A 20953-nucleotide genomic window follows, 5' to 3' on the forward strand; every position below is an offset into this window, starting at 1 on the left:
GCCATGCCAGCCATGCTGGCCGGCGGCGGCATAACAATAAGCCTGGCGCGGTTGGACGCGGGCGCGGCGGTCATCGGAAAAAACCGGTTTCGCATCCTGACCGAGACGCTCGTAAAAGCCGCCATCCGGCCGGGCTGACCCCGCCTCCCACCACAATGGAAGGGCGTCCTCATCCAGCCATTTGCGTAATGTTCCGATCTCCTCGGCAAGTGTCTGCGCGATACTCGGAAATTGCACGGTCATGCGGTAACTCTCTCTTGGGATGTATCCGTGGCACCCATACGACAAGAAAGACTGAAAACAAAGGCTAGAACCGTCGTTTTGGGGCAGCACCGCTATCCCTCAGTCCAAGCGCGGTCATCTGCGCGAACTGCTGGCTAACCGCTACAGATCGTGCCACCATTAGCGACGCAGACCGAAGGGACATATCAGACAATGACGTCATTCGAAAAACTAGCACGGCGCTTCGCGAAGGCGGTTCATGAAGGCGCGAGAATTCCTCTGACGGAGCTTGAGGCCGATGGTCTCGTTCCCGGCACCCTTTTTGCCGCCATGGCGGTTCAGCGGGCTTTTGCTGAACACTGGGCAAAGCCGGTCGCCGGCTGGAAACTGGCGATCCGGCCGGATGGTGAGGCTGTTGGGGCGCCGATTTTCGATTGTGTTAGGGTCGACGACGCCAATCTCGCTTCTTTTCCTGAAGACTGCACCGAAGGTGTCGAAGTCGAGATTTGCTTCACGCTTTCCGCCGACATCCCTGCTTCAACCGCTCGGCGGATGACAAGGGCCGATCTGACGGGATTTATCGACAAGGTTCACCTTGGCGCCGAACTTCTTCGCTACAGGCTGGTGGAGAAAAACCAGGTGCCGTTTCCGCTCTTTCTGGCGGATCGCCTCGCCAACCACGGCTTCGTCATCGGCCCGGAACTGGACGAAGGCATCGTGGAGGTCTTTACCGGGAACGGTGAGAACCTGCTGCAGCTCACCGTTACAGAGGGACCGTTGTCGCTGTTTGATGCCAGGGCAAAGCATCCAAATGGTGATCCGCTTGCGCCGCTTGTCGCCTTCGCCAATTCGGAATTCAACACCGGCGACATGCTGAAGGCTGGCAACGTCGTGACGACGGGTAGCCTCTGCGGTGCGATACCAAGCGGACTTGCGGGCGAGACGCGTATAAAGCTGGAATCGGCTGGTGCTTTCACAATCTCAGGGCCGAAACTATAGCCTTCGCTCCTCAGGCTGCTACCGTTTTCCGGCAGTCTGAGGCCTTAATTCCATTCACGCCTTTTGTGGCACGCGGAACGTCACTTCACCCGCCCATACTCGCCGAGAAAATCGAGCAGCGCCCGAATACGTGCCGGAAGCGGTCCCCGTTGGCCGACATAGACGGCATGAAACATCTCCGTTTCACCCGTATCGAGATGATCGAGGACCGGTATCAGACGGCCGGCGGCGATATCCTCCCGTACGGTAAAAGCCGCAAGGCGAACCAGACCGACACCGGCAAGGGCAAGACGGCGAAGCCCCTCGCCATCGCTCACCTGCACGCGTCCCGTGGCCGGAATGACGACGGTCTTTCCGTCGTTCCGTAACGGCCAGCCGTCGACGGACCGGGTGTAGCCAAAACCGAGGCGGTTGTGATCTTCGAGATCGGTTATTGTCTGCGGCGTGCCATAACGTTCCAGATAATCAGGAGAGGCGGCGATGATCATTCTCGTCTCACCGAGCTTGCGGGCGACAAGCGTTGAGCTTTTCAGCGGTCCCGCGCGCACCGCCACATCCGTGCGTTCCGCAAGCAGGTCGACCACCAGATCCGTCTGGACGATATCAAGCGTAATGCCTGGATGGAGCGCCAGAAACCGTGGCAGGATGGGTGCAAGAATATGCGCTGCATAGGATGCGCTGGTGTTGATCCGCACGCGGCCGAGAGGCCGTTCACCTTCCCCGGCGGCGCGTTCGGCCTCTTCAATATCGGCGAGAATACGGGTGGCCCGTTCATAGAAGGCGCAGCCCTCCGGAGTAATCTGAAGCTGACGGGTGGAACGGTTGAGCAGGCGCGCACCCAGGCGGCTTTCCAGCCGTGCGATCAGCTTGCTCACGGCGGAAGGCGTCATGCTAGCCGCAGCCGCCGCGCGGGAAAAACCACCAAGCTCTATGACCCGTACGAAGATCTCCATCTCCCCTGCCCGGTTGATCTCCAATCGCGCCATGATGACCTCATCTCACAAGTGATAATAGTTTCGGCATTCTATTTCATTGAAGAGCAGGCGTCTATCTTACGACAGCGATTGTAACACAGCGCAGTCTTCATCTGTCAGATCACGAATGGACGGGCAGAAGGCCACGCCGCGACGCGCCGCCCACGACCATTTCGAAACAACAAAGGAAAGTCTCATGGAATATCGCCAGCTTGGCAAATCCGGTCTGAAAGTGCCGGTCGTGAGTTGGGCACCGGAACCTTCGGCGGCTCCGGCCCGCTCTTCAGCAACTGGGGCAATTCAGATGCGGCAGAAGCCCGACGCCTGATCGATATCTGTCTGGAAGCAGGCGTGAACCTGTTCGATACCGCCGATGTCTACTCCAATGGCGCGTCGGAGGAAGTACTCGGCGAAGCTGTCAAGGGGAGGCGCGACCACGTTCTCATCTCAACCAAGACCAGCCTGCCGATGGGTGACGGGCCGAACGATGCCGGGTCGTCCCGCTTCCGGCTGCTGCGCGCGGTGGATGACGCCCTGCGCCGCCTAAAGACCGACTATATCGACATCCTCCAGCTCCATGCCTACGATGCCTTCACGCCGGTTGAGGAAGTGCTGTCGACGCTCGATACGCTCGTCCGGTCGGGCAAGGTGCGATATACCGGCGTCTCGAATTTTTCCGGCTGGCAGATCATGAAGTCGCTCGCGGTCGCCGATCGATATGGCTGGCCGCGTTATGTCGTCAACCAGGTCTATTACTCGCTTGTTGGCCGCGACTACGAGTGGGATCTGATGCCGCTCGGGGCGGATCAGGGTCTTGGCGCCATGGTCTGGAGCCCGCTTGGCTGGGGGCGGCTTACCGGAAAAATCCGCCGCGGCACGCCGCTGCCTGAAGGCAGCCGCCTGCACGAAACCGCCGGTTTCGGCCCGCCGGTCAATGATGAAGAGCTCTACCGCGTGATCGATGCGATCGACGCCGTTGCGACGGAGACAGGCCGGACCGTGCCTCAGGTCGCCCTCAACTGGCTGCTCAGACGCCTGACTGTTTCCACGGTCATCATCGGCGCGCGCAATGAGGAACAGCTTCGCCAGAATCTCGATGCCGTGGGATGGGAACTGACATCGGCACAGGTAGCGACGCTGGACGAGGCCAGCGAGACGACTGCTCCCTATCCGCATTTCCCGTATCAGCGCCAGGAAGGCTTTGCCCGGCTTAATCCACCTGCCGTAGCACGTCAGACTATGCCGTTCTAAGGCAGGGTCAGGCCGCCTGAACTACAGGCGGCTGACAAATGCGGAGCTTCAGGCGGCTTTGTTGGCGGAGCCTGCGTCCACCCGGCCCGAAAACCAGTTCGCCAGGATTGCGCCGGATATATTGTGCCAGACGCTGAAAATGGCGCTCGGAACCGCAGCGAGAGGCGAAAAATAGGCCGTGGCAAGTGCTGCGCCAAGGCCCGAATTCTGCATGCCGACCTCGATCGCAATGGCCTTGCGCTTGGCAAGCGACAGGCCCGTTGCCTTTGCCGCGAGGTAACCGAGTAGATAGCCAAGGCCGTTATGCAGGACCACGACGGCAAAAATCATCAGCCCGGACTGGGCGATAGATGCCTTGGATCCTCCAACCACCGCCGAAACGATGAGGACAATGCCAATGACGCTGACGAGCGGCAACGCCGGTACGGCGGTCCTGACGAGGCCAGGCAGCAGCTTTTGCAGGGCGGCACCCAGCGCCAGCGGAACCAGAACGACTTTTACGATGCTGAGGAACATCGCCCAACCGTCGACGGGCAGGAACTGGCTTGCGAACAGCCAGACGAGAAATGGCGTCACCAGCGGCGCCGCGAGCGTGGTGACCGAGGTGCAGGCAACGGACAGCGCGACATCGCCCTTGGAGAGATAAGTCATGACGTTGGAAGAAGTGCCGCCCGGGCAGCAGCCGACCAGAATGACGCCAGCCGCGACTTCCGGCGGCATAGGAATGATAAGCGTCAGCAGCACGGCCAGAAGCGGCATGATGAGAAACTGGCCGAGCACGCCGATCGTCACATCGAACGGCCTTTTCACGACCTCCCTGAAGTCTTCGACCGAAAGTGTGAGACCCATGCCGAACATGATGATTGACAGAAGCGTGACGATCCACGGCGCGATCTGCTTGAACGTATCCGGAAAGAAAAAGCCGAGGACGGCGAACAGGATGACCAAGATGGCAAAAGTCTTGCCCACAAAAGCCGAAACGGCTGCCAGTGTTTTCATTTCCACATTCCCGAGATGATCATGAGACCCCGTCTAGACTCCTGTGGTGCCCTGTCAAGATCATTACCCCGCTGCTGGACCTCGCGGTCGAAAACGATCCGGCCGCCGCGATGCCCGCCGTCGCGAGAGGACTGCAATTTGGACGAAGACTCATCTATCCTCTTCCCGTTGCGCCGAAGCGAGCTCCAGGGCTGGGCATACAAGGTCTCAGATGCTTGACTGCCCTTTCGTCGTGCATACCGTTAGACCGCGTCGAACATCTCCCTGAACTCCGGATCGGCAAAGTAGGCAAGCTTCTCGGCAAATATTGGTCGTTGCCCGGCCGGTAATAGCAATTGTCCGTTCGGAGGTAGATTGCGCACCTCATCAGGGGTTAGTAGCGGCCGGCCGGTATGCTGTTGGCTATAGGAAATCCCGGTCTTATCGGAATCGAGCGCTCTCGCCATCGTCTGGAACACGACCGTTTCCTGTCCGAGCAAATCAGAGATGAGACGGGCGCTGTGATGATCATTGACGCCAAAAACCTGCAGCACGCCGGCGTTCGACAGGAAGGTTCCGGCGCGGTGACCATATGCGGCCCGCAGCTGATGGATGTCCTGGAGGACAGGCCAAAGCTGGACACCATAACCCGCCATCAGACCCATCGCGCGTTCGACCGGCGCCAGATGCCCAAGGGATGCAAACTCATCGAGCAGATAAAGAACCGGTGTCACCGGCTTGGTTGGATCGCGGGCCATTTCGAGCAGGCTTTGCGAGACAAGCAGGCGCAGCCAGCGCGAATAGGTCGAGAGGCGATCAGGCGGAAGAACGAGGAACACCGTCATGTTATTGCGCTTGAGATCAGCGAACCGGAAATCAGAGCGGCTGAGCACGGCCGCCATGCGCGGTGAATCAAGAAAATGCGTATGGCGTTGGGCGGCCGACAGCACGCCTGCGGCTTCGCGATCGGATTTTCCGAGGTGGCGGTTTGCGGCACGCGCAACAAGACCGCCTGCAGCATCGCTCTCCTGCATACGCTTGAGCAGTGCTACAAACTGTTCCGGAGCAAGGGTCAGATACTCGCGAAGTGTCGCAAGATGCCGGCGTCGCAAAGGTTCTGCCGCAACAATCTCAAGCAGCAATCCGGCAATCAGCGCTTTTGCCTCCTCGTTCCAATGCGCCTCGCCCGCCATTCCCGGTTCGTCGAACACAAGAGCGTCGGCAAGCGCACTGGCGTCTTCCGCGACATCGAGGCTGTCGGGATGGAGCATGGCGAGGGGATTGAAGGCTGCCGAGCGTCTGCCGGTGACCCCGAAAGGATCGAGCACATGAACCGGCCCGAATTTCTGACGAGCACGGCCGGTGATCCTTGCATTTTCGCCTTTTGGATCGACGCAGATCACCGACCGATCGGCGGTCAGCAGGTTTGGAATGATCGTGCCCACGCCCTTGCCGGTGCGCGTCGGCGCCATGGTGAGGAGATGGGCCGGACCATCATAGCGCAGGGGCTTGGCCGTTTTCGTATCACGACCAATCAGGAGGCCTGAACCCGATGAGGTGAGAGCGGCTATCTCCTTGTCTGTCGCAAAGCGGGCGGAGCCATGGGTATCACCGTCACTGTCCCCGAAATGCAAAATCAGTGGAGCGGTGATGAACCGGAAGGTGATGGCGGCAAGCGCCAGCAGGGTTAAGAGACCTGGGATGATGTAGACAGGCGAGCCGTGACCGAAACCCATTTGCTCGAGGAAATGACGGCCACCCATGCCGATCACGAACGTGACGATGATGAGCATGAACATAAATCCGAGAAGCGGTTTCCATATCCGGAAAGGCATGGCAAGCAAAGCTAGAAATGCCCAAAGCGGATCCCGCGCGGCGGCGCGCATCATGTTCTTGAATGCGGCCCAAGCAAGTTGTATTCGGGTCATAGAGCACCCTGCCCACTGTCGCCACCCTGTCCCTTGTCCGTCAGTCCTTGTCTGATTAGATAGGTAAACAGCGCCTTGTCATTGTCGCGTGTCAGAAAGCCCGGCAGTTCGCGGCGCAGCCATTCACCGAGTTGTTTGCTGAACTCCTGATCATTTGAAGTTTCGAGATGATGAAGGACGAGCGAGCCGATCAGGACCTTGCGCCGCATATCGTTGTTGCGCTCGGTTTTTGAAAGCCGGGCCTTGAGCGCGGACCGTTGCGCATCCAGTTCAGCCAGGCGCTGTTCGATGGTTTTCCTTGCCACGATTATTCCTTTCGATTGCGGTCGCACCGGAACTGCCGTTGTTGACCACGGCTTTGCTCCTGGAAGACAGACCAGTTTCTATGAGGAGATCGACATAGCGATTGTGAGAGTTGGTTGGACCCTCCGGTTAGGCTCAGCCGCTGGCGTTCGCGGCCTGTTTGAGCTTCTCAATGTGCTCGTGGCAAAGCGTCTCAACCAGCTTATGAAGTTCCACCGTCCGCTCCTGAAGCCAGGTCAGCGCCTCTTCAGAAACCTCGAAACGCTTCGAATATCGGGCCTTGACGTAGGCCTCATTCAGGATGTTGTACCAGGTGGTAAATCGCTGACGGTCGCGCGGCCAGATGTCAATCAGACGGTGATCACGACCTTCGGAAAGTCCACGCAGGAATTTGAGATTGTGCGACGCGGGCGAATAGTTTGTCAGTGTCAGCAGGTAGCAGTTGTAAGCCGTCTCGACCGCCTGATGAAGATTGAAAGCCGCGTGATTTCGCTGATCATGGGTGATAGAATATAGAGCGAGTTCACGAAAGAATTTGGCGCTATTAAGCTGGGTACTGAAATGCTCCTCGGCCACCCTGAGTGCATCGGAAGGGCTGAGCGGTTTCGCTTCAGCCAGCGGCCTGTCGTCAAATTCGTAAAGAACAACACCTTCGCGGGCGAGGTCGACGAAGAAGTACTGGCCATCACGTAAAAAATTGCTGATCTCGCGCGCGCCATGCACGATGAGGCCAACAGGTGTCTCGATCTCCTTGTCCCACATCAGCCGGTCGGTTGCCTTGTCCCAGTACTTGGGATCGGCAAGTTCCTTGTTGCTGACGATGACGAGAATATCAAAATCCGAGCGGTAACCTTTCGACGTATGCGGTTCATCCACCCAGGTGCCACGTGCGTAAGAACCAAACAGAATGATTTTGAAGATCCGTCCGTCCTTCTTGGCGTCCGACTTCGAGCGCTCCACCAGATCAGCAAACTCTTCCTGGATAATTCCGACGACGCGCGCAAGCTCGCGTTGCTTTCGTTCCGGCAGGTGTTCAAGGCTGGTCTTCATGTCTGCTCCGTTTCTGGACGGTATCCTGTATGGTCCATTGTAAACTTCTTTGAAACTCCGATTTTTGGCAGCCGCCAATCGACAGCCCGTATCCCAAACTATCGACCGCGCGTTGCCTGCGCCCACTCCTGTTTGTCACGCGGCGCCTGCAATATCTCCTTCCACTCGTCCGGCTCTCTTTGGCGCCTATCCCTCTTCCGCCGGGCTATCAGCCTGCGCCTATCGCCCTGCGCATCCCCCTCACCTGATTGATGCATTTGTGTCCCTATTCAAACACGAGCAATTGCCACTTGGCGACTACTACTTTTAGTAGTCGAAATCGCCGTTCGATGTTGCTAGCCTCGCCACCGGTAAACTGACAAGGGCGCACTTACGACTTGCACCGCAGTTGAGCGCTGAATTTCCCCGTTTGCGTATCGGAGATTTCGGTTGGCGATTTATCATCTCAGCACCAAACCTGTCTCGCGCTCATCCGGCCGAAGCGCTGTGGCATCCGCCGCCTACCGTTGTGCGGTACTTCTTACCAATCATCGCGATGGCCTCGTGCATGATTTTACCCGGAAAGAAGGAGTGGAGCATAAAGAGATCGTGCTGCCGGACGGTCTTTCTGCCGATTGGGCTCTGGATCGTTCTGCCTTGTGGAATGCTGCCGAGTTTGCAGAAAAGCGCAGGGATGCCCGCGTCGCCCGCGAATTCGAAATCGCGCTTCCGCATGAGCTGTCGCCAGAAGGGAGACTGAAAGCTGCACGCGCCTTCGCCCAGGATCTGGCAAACCGCTATGGCGCGGCCGTGGATTTTGCAATCCATTCGCCAAGCGAGCATGGTGATATTAGGAACTACCACGCGCATGTGCTGATGACGACGCGACAGCTTGGCAGAACCCGCCTTGGCGAGAAGACTTATCTCGAGCACAAGAACGCACGGCTGCTGGAAAATGGCATGGCGACAACCGACATGCAGCTTCGCGATATCCGGCAGGCATGGGAAGGCATCGCCAACCGTCAGCTTCAGCGCGAAGGTCTGGACGTTCGCATCGACCATCGATCACATGTGGAGCGCGGTCTTGAGTTGTCGCCGACCGAGCACATGGGCGTGCATGCCTCGCAGATGCAGCAGCAAGGATTGACGGTCGAGCGCGGCAGGCTGGATGACGAGGCGGCACGGCAGAACGCCGCGCTGATCCGCCAAAAACCGGAGCAGGTTCTGACGCTGATCAGCCATGAGAAGAGCGTGTTCGATCGGCACGATATTGCCAAAACCCTGCATCGCTATATCAACGATGACGCCCAAACGTTCCGGAACGCCTTTGCCGCTGTCATGGCGTCGTCAGCGCTTGTCGAACTTCAGGCTGAGCACATCGATCCTGAGACGGGCGACGTCTCCAATGCGCGCTATTCGACGCGGGACATGATAAATCTGGAACTCGCAATGGCGCGATCGGCGGAGCGGCTGCATCAGGCGCAGTCCCACGGTGTCGATCCGCGCCATGTCGAGCGCGCGATGGAAAGGCAGGATCACGCTCTTCGGACAAGCTCTGGCGGACCGTCGGCTGCGAGCGATCCGTCTGCGGGATTGTCGGCCGAACAGCGTCAGGCGATCGAGCATATTACCGGGCGAGAACGCATTGCGGCCGTGGTCGGGTTTGCCGGCGCCGGAAAGTCCACCATGTTGGCAGCCGCTCGCGAGGCGTGGGAGGCTCAAGGCTATCAGGTCCATGGTGCGGCATTAGCCGGAAAGGCAGCCGAGGGGCTTGAGGAAAGTTCCGGCATAGAGAGCCGCACGCTTGCGTCATGGTCATACAGCTGGGACCATGGCCGGGATCTGATCGGCCGACGTGACGTGTTCGTCATCGATGAGGCCGGCATGGTCGGCAGCCGTCAGCTTGCCCGGTTCATCGGAGAAGCGGAGGAGCGCGGCGCAAAGATCGTGCTTGTCGGTGACCATGAGCAACTGCAGGCAATCGGCGCCGGTGCTCCCTTCAGGGCGATTGCCGAACAGATCGGCCATGTCGAGCTTTGCGGCATTCGCCGCCAGCGTCATGATTGGCAGAGGCAAGCATCGGTTGCCTTTGCGACCCACAAAACGGCCGACGGCCTTGCCGCCTACCGCGAGCACGGCGATATCTACTTTGCAGAAAGCCGCGACAAAGCGATGGCGCAGATCGTGCGTGATTATGTCGCCGACAGTGCTGAGCATCCGGATGGCACCCGGGTTGCCATGGCGCACCGCCGTGCCGATGTGCGCGCGCTCAATGTTGCTATCCGAGCCGAGCTTCAGAACCGGCAAAGCCTGGAGCGCAGCCACGGGCAGAACGCCGGTGCGGACCGCGGGGGTGTCGGGGATCTTGGAGAACTCAACTTCCAGACCAGTAACGGCAAACGCGCCTTCGCCGCCGGCGACAGGATCATCTTCCTCGAAAACAACCGCGACCTCGCTGTGAAAAACGGCATGCTTGGCACCGTCGAGCGTGTCGAGAAGGGTCGGATCGTTGCTCGGCTCGATGGCCGAGACGGCGACAGCGTCAGCATTCTGACCGACAGCTATCAGGCGATCGACCACGGTTATGCGACGACGATCCATAAAAACCAGGGTGCGACGGTCGATCGCGCCTTCGTGCTGGCGTCCGGCACCATGGACCGGCATCTGACCTATGTCGCCATGACAAGGCATCGCGACAGCGTGCAGCTCTATGCCGACATCAAGGAGTTCACAAATGCGGGCCGGCTCGTTGATCACGGCGTTGCGCCCTACGAGCATAATCGCCAGGCGCGAGAAAGCTATTTTGTGACGCTGAAGAATGACAAGGGCGATCAGCGCACGGTGTGGGGCGTCGATCTCAAGCGGGCCATGCGAGAGGCCTCGCCAAAAATCGGAGACAGGATTTTCCTCCAGCATGAAGGCGCCACGCCTGTCTCGCTTCCGGACGGCACAAAGGCCGAGCGCAATGCATGGCGCGTCGTCAAGGGTGATGAACTGGCCTATCAGAAGCTGACAAGCCGCCTGTCGCGTTCCGGCGCGAAGGAAACCACGCTGGACTATGTCAGGGACTTTGCCGAGCGGCGGGGCATCGCGGAGCAGCTCGGGCTCAGAAGCGAGATTGAACTTGCTTCCGACCGGAATGAGCGTCAAGAGGTCCTGTCCCGCGCGGCCCATCTGCAACGGGAACAGCAGGGCCGGCCATCGGAACGTCAGCGGGTTTACGAGGAACCTGCCGGCGATCTGGCCGGCACTGTTCGTCGCGAAGATCCGCACGGGACAGAGGACAATAAAGGATATCGCCGGATCCGGTGGTCCGACCTCATGACGCGAGACGGCGCCGTCCCTGCCCCCACAGAAGCTGTCGGCCAGCAATCGTCGCTGGAACCCGGTAAGCCAGCTCCGCTTGTGCCAGCCATCACCCGATACCAACGCAGCATCGAAGAGGTGGCGCAGATGAAGGCTATGTCCGTTATCGATCAGCAATTCGATGTAGTCGACTCTCTCGTGCGGCACGTGTTCCGTGATCCGGCCGAGGTCGCAGCAAGATTGCGCGCCGCGATGATCGAGAAAGAGGGCAATGGCAAGATCATGGCGAAGGCCATGGTCGGGCAGCCAGAGCGCTTCGGGGAGCTGCGCGGCAAATCGGGTCTGTTCGGCAACAGCAAGGAACGGAAGGAGGCGTTGCAATATGCAAGGTCACTCTCTGCCCATATCGGCTATGTCTCCGAGGCATGGGAGCGACGGCTCGGCGAAGAACGTCAGAGCGAACAATGGCAGCGTGAACAGCGTGACGTGATCGAAGTGCCCGGCCTCACCTCGCGCAGCGCCGAAATCATTAGCCAGGTGGAGAAAATGCCGATCGATAGGCGAAGCAAGTTCATCAAAGAGCTGCGATCGCTACCTGAGGGCCTGACCGCGCTTGATGAGGCCAAGCTGGTGGCCGAAGCGCTCACGCGGCGGTTCGGAAGCTCCGATCCTCGCAGGTTCGCCGAAGAGCTCGAGACACGCCCGGAGCTCGCAAAGCAGGCCGAGCAGATCAAGGCAATCGCCGGCCTGGTGCATCGTGCACGCCATGCAGAACTCAGCCATGACCACGCGCTGAAACAGCAACTGGCCCGGTCTCAGGGGCTTGGGCTGAGCCGATAGTGTGCGCTGGCAACAACACTGGCGTCAGCTTTGATAATCCCCAAATTACCAGAACATGAAGCGAGCCAGCTTTTCGCCGATTCCGCGCCATGTTTCACCGGTTGTGGCTGTGGTCTTCCTCGGCAATCGGTCCTGATCCGGTGCGGGTGTAGTGGACGAGTTGGAGTTGATAAACTATTTATTCAGATAGATAAGCAAGCATTTCCCGTCCTTTTTTCCTACAAGACTGATCGGTCGGACATCATCACCTCCATCGATGGATATCTCTACCGGCAAGCCTTGGTTTTCAAAGGACTGAAGTTCCTTTATCAACTCTTCAATGGTTTTCCCTCTATTAGCCCAATCCTTATGATCTGTGTCTTTAACGTTCATTATCAATCCCCTATACGATTCAGATTTGAGTCATAAGTTCCGAGGCGCGTCCCCTTACCTCCGAGGTCCTTAACGGAAGCGGCCATCTTCCAAGCGCCTCCATTATGACCATCCAAATCCCTTGTTATGAATAGGTTCTGTTGACAAAGTAGCTTGAGGTGCTCGTTAAGAACTACTTTTCTGCGTCGCCCAAAAAAGCTTCGATGCTGACTTCGTGGAGGCTTTTATGCGCTGCTACAGAAATCAGCCTGACGTCGGGATTTTCCTCCACCGCTCTTCCATACCAATATTTTGCGGCATGCAGGTCACCAATCTTCTCATAACACTCTCCCAACCGCTCCCCGAGATATCCGGCATCCAACGACTGGTCGCCATCTGCCATGAAAAGATAAATCTTGATCGCGTCCGCTGCCTTCCCAGTTGCGATCAGGTCTTTCGCTATTCGGTCTAAATGATTGAAGTCATAAAAGAATTTTCTCCTTTTTTGCAACGTGTTACCGTCTTAACTAAGGTGCACAACTCATGAACCAGAGCAAGTGTGGCAACCATATTTTTGCGGCGGCCAACACGAGAAAGGCGGCGAAGGATTTTTGGGTTTTATCGTATCGGGTGGCGACACGACGAAATTGCTTCAGCCGGTTGAACAGCCGCTCGATACGATTTCGGTCCATGTAGACTGTGAAGTCACAGGCGGTTGGTCTTTGCCGTTGGCCCTCGGAGGAATAACGGGCCTGACCCCGTGGATCAGCAACTCTTCGCGCAGAGCGTCGCTGTCATAGCCCTTGTTAGCGAGAAACAGCCTCGGCTTGGCAACCGGCATGGCTAACAGATCGGGAACGGTATTGTAATCCGAAGCTTCACCGCCTTGTCAGGATGAAGCCGAGAGGGCGTCCCTGACAGTCCGCACGGGCGTGGATTTTTGTAGAAAAGCCGCCGCGTGATCGACCAAAAGCCTCCTTATAAGTCCCTCTTTTGCGCCCGCAGCCTGAGAATGGCCGCGAACCGTGGTGCTGTCAATCATATGCTGCCAGTCATCGGTCAAGCCCAGTTCGACAAGCGTCTCCAGCAGGACATCCCATACGCCTTGTTCTGCCCAACGGCGGAAGCGCACGTAGACGGAATTCCACTTGCCATACCGCTCATGCATGTCGCGCCAAGGGCACCCGACACGCGAACATGCAACATTCCGTTGAGATACTGCCGATTATCGTGAGAAGGGCGAGATTTCCTCCCGCGCTCAGTGGGCAGTAGTCCTCCAACAATCCGCCATTCCAAATCCGTCAGGTCGCCGCGAGGCAAAATCGCTTCCTAAAAGGCAGTCTTGAATCATGCTCTATGGATAGAGCCGCCTCCCTGCGACTTCAAGGTACATAAAGACCACAACCGCATCGAACAAATGTTCAACAGGCTCAGACAGTTCCGACGGATTGCCCCCCGTTACGACAAGACCCGAACTTCCTTCGAAGCGTTCCTTTCGCTGGCCGCCGCAAAAATCTGGCTGCCGCACTTCACACAACGCCTTTAGCCCAGCAATGGCTCAAATCGCTTGTAAGTCCACCATCGCCTATCAACCGGAACCTGCGGTCCATCCGATGGTGGAGACGTGAAGACAGTCATTATTGTTTCATAACCAAAATCCGAGATGACCTCCGATGCGACCACCTCCATGCGTTGTCGGTCAGCGATCTTATCGCATTATCACTGATAAGTTTGTCAACAAGACCTAGTTCGTCTTCTCATCATACGGCGCGGCCTCGAGTTCATTTGCAGCATTGAGGATCCATACGTCATCTTGATTGTGGTAAAGTAACCACTGTTCAGCAGGGTCATCAGTATTGAGCCACGTCTCTAAGACCCCACCTAAATCAAACTCGAACCGGCATCGCATAGTATCTGGTATGTAAGAGACCGAACGTAAAATTTGGCCGTCGAGAAAATGCGCGGCTCTCGACATCTGAGACTGGTCTGAATTGCTACTCGCCAATAGAGCAGCATTATCTAAAACGTGCCAGCGACAACAATAAATCCACAGATGCCATTCCCCGTGAACTGATATACTTCGCCGCTTTTTCCTCGTGGTGGGCTCTATACGCCGTATACCTGCCCTTCCAAACTCGAAAGTTAGGAAGCTTCCGTGCCCCATTCGCACCAGCCAAGCTGGCTCACCTATTATGGGTTGGAAGATATTTTTGAGAAGTTCGCCATTCAAAGTCGCAATACCTCTAATTCAAGTCAAACATGTCGACTGCAATTTGCTTTATCTCGTGAAACGAATAGCCTTGTCCCGTAATCTCGTCGTGCAGCCTTCTGCGCTGGTTTGGGCTTAGTCCTAGCATTCGCACTATATCGTCTACCTGCTTGTTTTGGGCCTGATTGTTTCCAGGTGTCCCCCCTTTGCCAACGAAATGTAACTCAGCTTTGGCTATAGCCTTATATGTTTCAAGAGAAATCGAAGCACCAGATGTCGAAAAGAAATACGTGCCTGCGCCACCTATTTCAATCTGACATGTTCCCCCGTGTATTCCACATTGTTCCAACTGAGCCAGAACCTGAGGATCATCCCGATAAGAGGCGATTGCAGTCGCCGATTGGGCATCTGTGGATGACAAATTGCCGTCGGAAGCCATCTTTGCAAAGACACTGCCGATAACTTCGGTGACCGTCTTGCCTGCCTCAATTGCTGCATTCAAGCTGTTGGTGGAGATATAGACCTCGAGATCGACGTGCTTGTCTTTGGTGACTTCATAAGCCTTGTTTGGATCGCGGTTGAGTTCGTCGAGCGGGATGGTAGAAGCACCGTCCTTTTCCAGCACCGCTTGCTGCTCCTGGTCACGAATGACAATATCGCCTGGCCCGACAGTGGCGCGTACCGTCTGGCGAGTGTCGTCGAGCCGGTAGGAACCTTCCAGCGTATGGTTGGTGGTGGCGTTACCGGCTGCGTCCTTTCCACTGGAAAGATCGGTACCAAGATCAACACTGAAACCTTCGTAACCCTTCTGGCCTTCAAAGTTGTCGTGGGTCAATGTGCCCGTATCGAGTATGAGGTCACCGGTTGCAGAGATGATCTTTCCGGCACCCAGATGGGTATTGCCGCCGACGGTGACGTGCATCGCTCCATTGGAAACGAGGCCGGACTGCTCAGTGATCCAGTTCGTTTCTCCAGAACCGCTGCCACCGCCAACTTGCACGCCGGACAGAAGCTGGCCTCCGCCGAGGCTGAACCCGGCCGAGGCGGAGTGGTTGGAGTTTGTACCGGTATCTGGCACGGACAGGATCGTGAGATCACCACCGACATCGGCAGTGACCGTGTCCCCGGAGACCACCGCACCCGCGAGACGCGTATCGTTTCCTGACTTTAGAGTTATGTCACCGGTTCCGCTGACATGACTATTGACCTGATTTGTCCCATCGGCGTTGGAGTTGCCGACGGACGCATTGGCCCCGCCCGTCAATCCGGCGCTGACACCGTTGATGCCGACGCCAGCGGAAACACCGAAGTTTGCACCGCCTGACATGCTGCTCGTCGATGAGCTGTTGGTCGCCTGGGCGCTTTCGAGAATGATATCCTTGCCGGCCTTGAGCGTAATATCACCGGCTTTTTCATTGTCGGAGACCACGATCTGTCCTTCTGAACCGTAACCTGCAGCGATTTGTGCGCCATGGCTCGTCAAATCCCCGGAGACGGCCTCAATCGTTACCGACTGCGCTGCGCGTATCTCGGTCGGAACCGGGACAGAGGATTGCGCGGTTTCCCTTTCTTTCTGGTAGCTGAATCCCACGGTCAGCGACGCCGAGACAAGGTTGCCGCCCTTGGCAATCTTATCAAGCGCATCATAGGCTTTCAGCGAGGCAAAGGCAGCATTGGCGGCAGAATAGCCATCATTGATGGTCGTAAGCTTCTGTGCTGCGCCGCTTACGCTCGTAGCCGCGTTCACCACCGAGGTCGCCACCGACAGACTTACGCCCGCGAAAAACTCCTCATGCAGGCTTTCGTAGTTGGACTTGTCCTGCGCGGAAAGCAGATTGACGTTGCGCTCCGCAAGGATGGCGACATCGCGGTCTGCCGATAGCTGAGCGGCCTGCAGGTTGGCGTCTCGGCCAGCGGATATGATTAGGTCACGACCGGCAAACAGGATGGATCTGGCGTTAGTCTCTGATGACTGACTGGTCCGATCGACCGACTTGCCGTAGCCGATACCGATCGATGCGCTGCCGTTGCCAGATTTCACCTGAATGCCGAAGCCCGAGCGTTTTTCCTTCTCCTGCGATGAGGCACTTTCAGCCCCGGGAGTGATATTGACGTCGCGGGCTGCCTCCAGCGCGATGTCACGGCCGGCCATGATAGAAGAACCGATAACATTGACGTCGTTTTCGCGCGCCGTGAGAGTAACATCGGTCCCGGCAGTCAGCGCGGAGCCGACATTAAGGGTAGACGATTGGCTCTTTTCTTTCTGTTCCTTGCCCCAGAGCGAGAGGAAGCCGCCGCCGGAACCGGCGAACAGGCCGGATTTCTTGCTGCTGCTTTCCAGCGCATGCTGCTCCTCGGCTCCGATGATGGCGACGCTGTCACCCGCGACGCTGATCGCATCGCCTGCCGTTATGTTCGAGCCGGCGATGACAGCGTTGCCGCCAGCATTTAGCTTGATGTTGCCGGATGCGGAAAGCTCGGAGCTGACTGTGGCTTCGTCGTAGTTGTACTGCGTCGAGCTCTTTTTCGAGAGAAAGCCCCTGGATGAGGAGCTCTGCTCGAACTCCGCCGTATTCCTGCCCGACGCGATCAGCAGATCGCCGCCCGCGCTGACATTGATATCGGCTTTGTCGGTCTCGTCGCCGGCAGTCACCTTCGAGGCGGAGACGACGGTATCTCCACCTGAGATGATGGACACGCCCTTCCCACTGCTAACCGATGATCCGACGACGGTCTGCGTTTCCGTGTGGCTCGTCGTCTGTTTGCTTCCGCCGAACAGACCGCCCTTTTTCCTATAGGTGTAATCTATCGTGGTGGTGTCGATGGCCTCAGCGATTGTCACATCGCCGGTCGCTTTCAGACCGACCGTTCCATCGGCAGCAATGTTGCTGCCGATGACGTTGAGGTTGCCACCTGCATTGGCTGAGACCGACCCGCCCGCGGTGATCTCGGAACCCTGGCTGGCGGTTCTCACAACCGTCGTAAAACTCCGCTTGTCGCGCAAAGTGCTGGTCGTCGACCGTTCGGTGACGGAGATATTGATGTCTCCATTCGACGTCAGGCCGAGATTGCCGCCGGCCGTCACCTTCGCATTGGCGAGCAGAATGTTCTCGTTACCCTTCAGCGAGGCATTGCCACCCGCCGTGAAGGTGCCGCCGATTGCCGCGATCGACGAACCAGAAACGCTAAGATCGCCGGTCGATGCCACCATCCCTGATGTTGCAAGCAGGCCGGTATCGATCGTCACCTGATTGCCCGCGATCAGCGCGCCCGCAGAATTCAATCTTTCCCTGTCATTGGCGGCGAGATGTAGTACCGGCGCAAGAACGGTCGTACCGTTCACCGTCTGCCACTCATATACGACGACGGATTCGGTGAGGCTGGCGATCTCCTCGGCCGTAAGCGGTTCGCCGAGCGGGCGCTGCTGCGCTCCCAGATAGGCGGCTCCGTTGTCGAGCAATTGCTTTATCTGAGCGATCGAATCCTGCCCGGTGAAGCCGGAACCCGTCGCCAGTTTGAGCTGCTGCTCAATATATTGGTTCTCGAAATAGGCGTCTCCAAGGAACTGGATCTGCCGGTCCGGCTGGTAGCCGATGCGGCCAAGGAAATAGCTCGATCCGTAGAATTTCGAGACATCGAGGAAGGCGGCACGCGTTTCATAGAGGAACGTCTGACCGGGAATGGTGCCGCCAAAGCCGCCGGACTGCGGGCCTGCAACGGAGCCAATAGTGAACAGCGCACCGCTTGCGGTCATGCCAGCGAGCAATCCGGTCGGATCGCTCGACGGCGCAGGCGCTACTACGCTGACATGATCTGCGATCGTACCTGCTGCGGCGGTATTGTTAACGGTACCAAAACCGGTAATACCCAGCGCTCCGCCAGAGCGGATCGCCGCGGGAACACCGCCGATCGCCTCGACGCTTTCTACACTCCGTCCTGGCCCGATATCCTTTGACGCATCGCGCGTGCCAAAGGGACTGGGACCAGGCATGGCGACCTGCCATGAACCTTCCCAACCACCTGTATCGCCGCTTGTTTTCGATTCCTGCCACTCATAGATGACGTCAGGATAATATTGGCAGCCACCTTGTTGGTTGCAATTGAGCGAAGTGGTACGCTGCAATTGCAAACCGAGATTGTTAAGAGTGCCGGAGCCAACAAGTGTCATGCCGGAGCCGGCTTCAATGTTGCTATAGGCATTGGTAAGATCGACGGTATCGACAAAAAGCGTATTGCCCGCCCTGATTGTCGCTGCGGGGCTACCAGCCGATGTGAGACGGTCTTCAATCACATCACGATAGACATGGCGAATGGGCGCACCAATGACGAACTGCTTGCCAGCAAAAGAGACGGGAGATGAACAATCTCCACATTCGCGTGCATAATAGGTGTCATAAGCCGACACGAGTGCGTTTGAGATTTGCTGGCTCGTATAGGTCGGAGCCACGCTTTTCTCGTTACGCAGATTTGCCGTCAGGATCGAGATATTGCGACTAGCGGAAATTAGACCTGAACTGTTGACCGTAGCAGAATTGCGCGCGCCAGAAGCACTTCCAGCAATTGTGAGGTCACGACCTGCGACAATCGCCCCCTGATCATTAGCCAGCACGCCGCCCACGAAAAGTGCCGCGTCGTTACCGGCATAGATGAGCCCCGTGGCGGTGTTGGTCAGGTTGCCGGCGATATTGAGGGTAAGATCATTGCGAGCAGCCAGCTGACCGGAGTTGGCAAGTTGCGAAAGCGACAGCGTCAGATCATGGGCCGCAAGAATATTGGTGGCGTCATTCGCAGTGAGGCTACCCGCTTGGATCGCGATGTCACCTGACCCCTGAACGGAACGAGCTGTGCTGCTCGCGGTGACAGCATTGAGCCGCGCACCGGTCAGATCTGTCGTTCCAGATGAGGTGAGATCAATGCCACCTGACGTCAGCGTGCTGTTGGTGAGATTGATATTATTGGCATTGATGTAGAGCGTGCCGGATGTGGCAAGTCTGCTCCTATTATTTGAAAGATCGGCATTTTGCTGCCTGATCCTGATGTCGCCCCCTGCTGCCGTGCGTTTATCGAAGCTGATGACACCACCTGTCGAAGACAGCAAAACGTCTCCGTTTGCCTCCAGACTGTCATAGCGGATGTCACTGCCAGCCGAAGCCTGCAAATTCCCTTCTGCAAGCACGAGCCCGGAAATCCCCAGATCAAGGCCGGAGAGCAGAGCCAAATCGCCTTTCGAAAGCAGCGAGCCCGCTGTGATTGCTCCTGAGGCCGCCGTAAGTGACATCGCCGCGCCAGACTGGGCCGTGCCGCTGATGGCAATGGAGCCAGCCCCCGACCATAGCGAAACAGGTCCGGCAGCCGACGCGTCGGCCAAGGCAATACGCCCGTCTGCCAGAAGGTTGAGTGCGCCACTCGCCCCGAGAGTACCGGCGACATCGATGAAGCCTGCTCCGCCATTGATCAGGATATCCTTTTCTGCACCGATAGAAGCGACCCTGGCGTCCTTCCCCGCCTTGACCGACACTGATTTTTTCGAGGTCAGACGACCGGCCGAAACACTCCCCTTCGAAGAGATGCTGACGCCGTTATTGCCAGAGGTATTGCCGATCGAAATTTTACCGTCTGCCGACAGCGAAAGCTCCCCGGCATTGGCCGCCATGTCGCCGCGCATGCGAACGCCGGCACCTTTTTCCGTGACAACCATCTTGATGCGGCCGGCCTGCATGGCCCCGAGTGCTGAACCATCGATTGCGTATTCAGGTGTTCCGGAGGTGGCATCGAGCGCTGTTGCCTCCCCGGTGGCATAATCGAACTTGCTCTTGCCGGCAGTCAGGCGCAAATCCTCACCGTAGATCGTTCCGTCGATCTGGATGGTACGGGACACGACATCGAACAGACTGACTGCACCATCACCAAGCGCAAAATTCCCACCCCCAGGGCCGAAAGTGACATCCCCTGCGTTGACCGTGAATCCATTGAGACGTCCATCGCTGCCGATGTCAGGCACACCTGTCGTCAGCGTGGCTCGTGGCGTGTTGATGAAACCGCAGCCGTCGCAGGTGATCCCGTTCGGATTGGCAATGATGACATCGGCCCTGCCACCGAACACTTCGGTCGGACCGAGAAGCGAACTGCGGTTTTGCGACGTGACCTCGTTGAGGATGACGGACGCAGGGCCTTTACCTTGCAGATTTGGATTGCCGGGTGTCACGCCACCCAGTTTCGAGGTGCCCACCTCACCATTGAAGTTGTTGAGAATGACCCCCGGTGTGCCGACGTTGAAATTGTTGTATTTGTTGTGCGACAGACCTTGGCTGTTGGGTCCGACGATATCAATGAGCGGCACTCCGTTCGGAGCAGCCCCTATCCCGGGGCGATTTGCAAAAGATCCTCCAACTTCCGGCGATATGTCCTGTGCGTGAAGAAGCGCTGGCTGAAGCAGGAGCGTAAAACTGACAACGGTGGCAATGATTTTTTGAGCCAGCGTCCCGGCACCAGCGAACAACGCGAGGTCGATTGTCTTGCGTGGAAGACGCTTAAACTGTGATGTCATTGTTGCTCGCCTCTCG

The 20953-nt window shown here is 57.6% G+C and carries 12 protein-coding genes and 3 pseudogenes; 4 read left to right on the top strand and 11 right to left on the bottom strand.

Features of this window, described 5'->3' with window-relative positions; translation table 11 throughout:
* Positions 1–243, bottom strand: a 243-nt coding sequence (locus WA845_RS13275) for an AGE family epimerase/isomerase (RefSeq protein WP_337322376.1), incomplete at its 3' end; no start/stop codon positions are given.
* Between the two features lie 192 nt (positions 244–435).
* Between WA845_RS13275 and WA845_RS13280 the strand changes: the two genes are divergently transcribed.
* Complete coding sequence (locus WA845_RS13280; protein ID WP_337322377.1) at positions 436–1221, top strand: 2-keto-4-pentenoate hydratase; 786 nt, start codon at positions 436–438, stop codon at positions 1219–1221.
* A gap of 80 nt (positions 1222–1301) precedes the next feature.
* Here WA845_RS13280 and WA845_RS13285 read toward each other — a convergent pair whose 3' ends face one another.
* The gene (locus WA845_RS13285; protein WP_337322378.1) at positions 1302–2207 is read right to left on the bottom strand and encodes a LysR family transcriptional regulator; all 906 of its coding nucleotides are present in this window, start codon (positions 2205–2207) and stop codon (positions 1302–1304) included.
* Positions 2208–2391: 184 nt separating this feature from the next.
* On the opposite strand from WA845_RS13285, the pseudogene WA845_RS13290 reads away from it, so the two are divergent.
* Positions 2392–3446: pseudogene (locus tag WA845_RS13290) on the top strand (aldo/keto reductase).
* Positions 3447–3494: 48 nt separating this feature from the next.
* Here WA845_RS13290 and WA845_RS13295 read toward each other — a convergent pair.
* The 4 genes from WA845_RS13295 to WA845_RS13310 all read right to left on the bottom strand — a co-directional run bounded on the left by WA845_RS13295 (position 3495) and on the right by WA845_RS13310 (position 7705).
* Positions 3495–4445, bottom strand: a complete 951-nt coding sequence (locus WA845_RS13295) for a bile acid:sodium symporter family protein (RefSeq protein WP_337322379.1) — start codon at positions 4443–4445, stop codon at positions 3495–3497.
* A 242-nt stretch (positions 4446–4687) separates the two neighbouring features.
* Positions 4688–6352 (bottom strand): type IV secretory system conjugative DNA transfer family protein, encoded by a 1665-nt coding sequence (locus tag WA845_RS13300; RefSeq protein ID WP_337322380.1) that lies wholly within the window; start codon positions 6350–6352, stop codon positions 4688–4690.
* The gene (locus WA845_RS13305) at positions 6349–6657 is read right to left on the bottom strand and encodes a mobilization protein (RefSeq protein WP_337322381.1); all 309 of its coding nucleotides are present in this window, start codon (positions 6655–6657) and stop codon (positions 6349–6351) included. The genes WA845_RS13300 and WA845_RS13305 overlap by 4 nt, the downstream gene beginning before the upstream one ends.
* A 133-nt stretch (positions 6658–6790) precedes the next feature.
* The gene (locus WA845_RS13310; protein WP_337322382.1) at positions 6791–7705 is read right to left on the bottom strand and encodes a nucleotidyltransferase and HEPN domain-containing protein; all 915 of its coding nucleotides are present in this window, start codon (positions 7703–7705) and stop codon (positions 6791–6793) included.
* Between the two features lie 429 nt (positions 7706–8134).
* Between WA845_RS13310 and traA the strand changes: the two genes are divergently transcribed.
* On the top strand, positions 8135–11830 hold the full coding sequence (gene traA, locus WA845_RS13315; RefSeq protein WP_337322383.1) for a Ti-type conjugative transfer relaxase TraA: 3696 nt from the start codon (positions 8135–8137) through the stop codon (positions 11828–11830).
* Positions 11831–12004: 174 nt separating this feature from the next.
* Here traA and WA845_RS13320 read toward each other — a convergent pair whose 3' ends face one another.
* The 4 genes and pseudogenes from WA845_RS13320 to WA845_RS25280 all read right to left on the bottom strand — a co-directional run bounded on the left by WA845_RS13320 (position 12005) and on the right by WA845_RS25280 (position 13501).
* Positions 12005–12202, bottom strand: a complete 198-nt coding sequence (locus tag WA845_RS13320; RefSeq protein ID WP_044459931.1) for a hypothetical protein — start codon at positions 12200–12202, stop codon at positions 12005–12007.
* 2 nt (positions 12203–12204) lie between these two features.
* The gene (locus WA845_RS25275; protein ID WP_174151631.1) at positions 12205–12330 is read right to left on the bottom strand and encodes a toxin C-terminal domain-containing protein; all 126 of its coding nucleotides are present in this window, start codon (positions 12328–12330) and stop codon (positions 12205–12207) included.
* Between the two features lie 44 nt (positions 12331–12374).
* A complete protein-coding gene (locus WA845_RS13325; protein WP_174151535.1) occupies positions 12375–12692 on the bottom strand; it encodes a hypothetical protein in 318 nt (105 codons plus the stop codon).
* 16 nt (positions 12693–12708) lie between these two features.
* A pseudogene (locus tag WA845_RS25280) lies at positions 12709–13501 on the bottom strand (IS5 family transposase).
* A gap of 58 nt (positions 13502–13559) precedes the next feature.
* Between WA845_RS25280 and WA845_RS13335 the strand changes: the two are divergent.
* Positions 13560–13727: pseudogene (locus tag WA845_RS13335) on the top strand (IS5 family transposase); the annotation flags it as partial.
* A gap of 697 nt (positions 13728–14424) precedes the next feature.
* Here the strand turns inward: WA845_RS13335 and WA845_RS13340 are convergent.
* On the bottom strand, positions 14425–20937 hold the full coding sequence (locus WA845_RS13340; RefSeq protein ID WP_337322386.1) for a hemagglutinin repeat-containing protein: 6513 nt from the start codon (positions 20935–20937) through the stop codon (positions 14425–14427).
* Positions 20938–20953 lie beyond the last annotated feature (16 nt).

Origin of the sequence: Agrobacterium sp. CMT1, from assembly GCF_037203725.1 — a bacterium.
GTDB lineage: Bacteria > Pseudomonadota > Alphaproteobacteria > Rhizobiales > Rhizobiaceae > Agrobacterium > Agrobacterium pusense.